Here is a 2,049-nt window from a genome sequence, read left to right on the forward strand (position 1 = left end):
AAAGTACAACAGTATGTGGTCCTAACAGGGATGGCTCTTTTCATTGGTCTCTTGGTCGGTGCCATTGATATGATTTTTGGACAAGGTCTTCTCCTGATTGGCGATTTCCGAAGCCAGCACTGGCCTTTGATTCTTTTCCTGTCCTTAGCGGGGCTTGTCATCGTTTATCTTTATAAACGTTTTGGTGGCAAGGCTTCAAAAGGGATGGGCCTCATCTTTGATGTCGGACACGCGCGTGAGGAGAAAATCCCCTTGGTCTTGGTACCTTTGATCATGCTGACGACCTGGATGAGCCATCTCTTTGGTGGTTCGGTCGGTCGGGAAGGTGTAGCGGTTCAGATCGGAGCGACCCTTTCGCATCGTTTTGCCCGTCATATCAAGATTCCAGATGCTTCGCGTATCTTTCTCATGACTGGGATGGCAGCCGGTTTTGCGGGGCTCTTTCAGACGCCACTGGCAGCAACCTTCTTTGCCCTTGAAGTCTTGACAGTTGGGGAGTTGCAGTTGATGGCTCTCTATCCTGCCCTCATCGCCTCGATCGTGGCTAGCTTCACCTCGCATGCCCTTGGCTTGGAAAAATTTGCTGTGCCACTAAGAGAAACGCTGAGCTGGACACCAGAGACCTTGATCAAAGTTGCCCTTCTTGGCCTAGCTTTTGGACTCGCTGGGAAACTCTTTGCAGTTAGCCTTTCCTGGTTGAAGAAAACGGTCGCTCAAGTTTTTCCTAATCCTTATATCCGGATTGCGCTTATAGGGGCTGGACTTAGCTTGGTCCTCTTGACCCTCCAGCTGACCAAGGTCGGAACATACAGTGGACTTGGAACCAATCTGATTGATGTAGCTTTTCATCAGGGCAGTGCGCAGAGTTATGACTGGATCTTGAAGCTCCTCTTTACCGTGGTGACGATCTCTGCTGGATACCAAGGAGGAGAAGTGACCCCGCTCTTTGCGATCGGAGCTACACTTGGAGTCTTTCTTGCTCCGATGTTAGGTCTACCAGTCTTAGTCGTGGCCGCTATCGGTTATGCCAGTGTCTTTGGCAGTGCGACGACGACCTTGCTCGCACCGATCTTGATTGGAGGAGAAGTTTTTGGCTATGCCAATCTTCCTTTCTTTGTCATCGCTTGTGCTATCGCCTATTGCCTACCAAAAGAGTGGAGCATTTATTCCGGTCAAAAAGTTGCGAAAAAGTAGAGAAAAGAGCTTTACAAACCTGAAATTATCTGATATGATAGTTTCTGTGCGTAATGGAAGCACAAAAATACAGTTTATCCGCTGAGGGAGGTCCCTCAAGATTGACGAAGATAGGAGAATAAAATGAATCCATTAATCCAAAGCTTGACTGAAGGTCAACTTCGTACTGATATCCCTGCATTCCGTCCTGGTGACACTGTTCGTGTACACGCGAAAGTTGTCGAAGGAACTCGTGAACGTATCCAGATCTTTGAAGGCGTTGTTATCGCTCGTAAAGGTCAAGGACACACTGAAATGTACACTGTTCGTAAAATCTCTAACGGTGTCGGTGTTGAACGTACATTCCCAGTACACACTCCACGTGTAGAGAAGATTGAAGTTGTACGTTACGGTAAAGTACGTCGTGCGAAATTGTACTACCTTCGTGCATTGCAAGGTAAAGCAGCTCGTATTAAAGAAATCCGTCGTTAAGACGAACAAGGAGGCGGGAGTGATCTCGCTTCTTTTTTATCGGTCCCCTTAGTTCAATGGATATAACAACTCCCTCCTAAGGAGTAGTTGCTGGTTCGATTCCGGCAGGGGACATAATTTATGACGATGAGGGATTTTCTAATTGAATAGAAATCCCTCTTTAGAAACTTTCCTTGGGTGAGGACGGACGTTAGCGAACAAAAACTAAAAATTTATGTACAATTGACTAAACTAGAGCTAAACCATTGATACAACTGAATTAGAAGCATAAAGTACATTCTTTAAGAAATGTACTTTTTTTGTACATTATTCTGGATTGGTATTTTGTATATTTTATAGTTCATCATATTATCAAATCTAAGAAATTGATTTGTACATTTTTTT

At 45.2% G+C, this 2,049-nt stretch carries 2 protein-coding genes and 1 tRNA gene; all 3 read left to right on the forward strand.

Annotated elements, in window-relative coordinates; translation table 11 throughout:
* Positions 1 to 15: 15 nt before the first annotated feature.
* The 3 genes from SPADD19_RS05990 to SPADD19_RS06000 all read left to right on the forward strand — a co-directional run bounded on the left by SPADD19_RS05990 (position 16) and on the right by SPADD19_RS06000 (position 1,779).
* On the forward strand, positions 16 to 1,194 hold the full coding sequence (locus SPADD19_RS05990; protein WP_241496522.1) for a chloride channel protein: 1,179 nt from the start codon (positions 16 to 18) through the stop codon (positions 1,192 to 1,194).
* A gap of 123 nt (positions 1,195 to 1,317) precedes the next feature.
* Positions 1,318 to 1,665: a 50S ribosomal protein L19 gene (gene rplS / locus SPADD19_RS05995; RefSeq protein ID WP_003016418.1), complete on the forward strand. Its 348-nt coding sequence runs from the start codon at positions 1,318 to 1,320 to the stop codon at positions 1,663 to 1,665.
* A gap of 42 nt (positions 1,666 to 1,707) precedes the next feature.
* Positions 1,708 to 1,779, forward strand: a tRNA-Arg gene (locus SPADD19_RS06000).
* Positions 1,780 to 2,049: the final 270 nt, after the last annotated feature.

The sequence above is a fragment of the Streptococcus parasanguinis genome, from assembly GCF_001578955.1.
Classification (GTDB): Bacteria; Bacillota; Bacilli; order Lactobacillales; family Streptococcaceae; genus Streptococcus; species Streptococcus parasanguinis_U.

Coding starts and splice junctions, on each gene's coding strand:
- rplS (WP_003016418.1), top strand. CDS start 1,318: ATGAATCCATTAATCCAAAGCTTGACTGAAGGTCAACTTCGTACTGAT.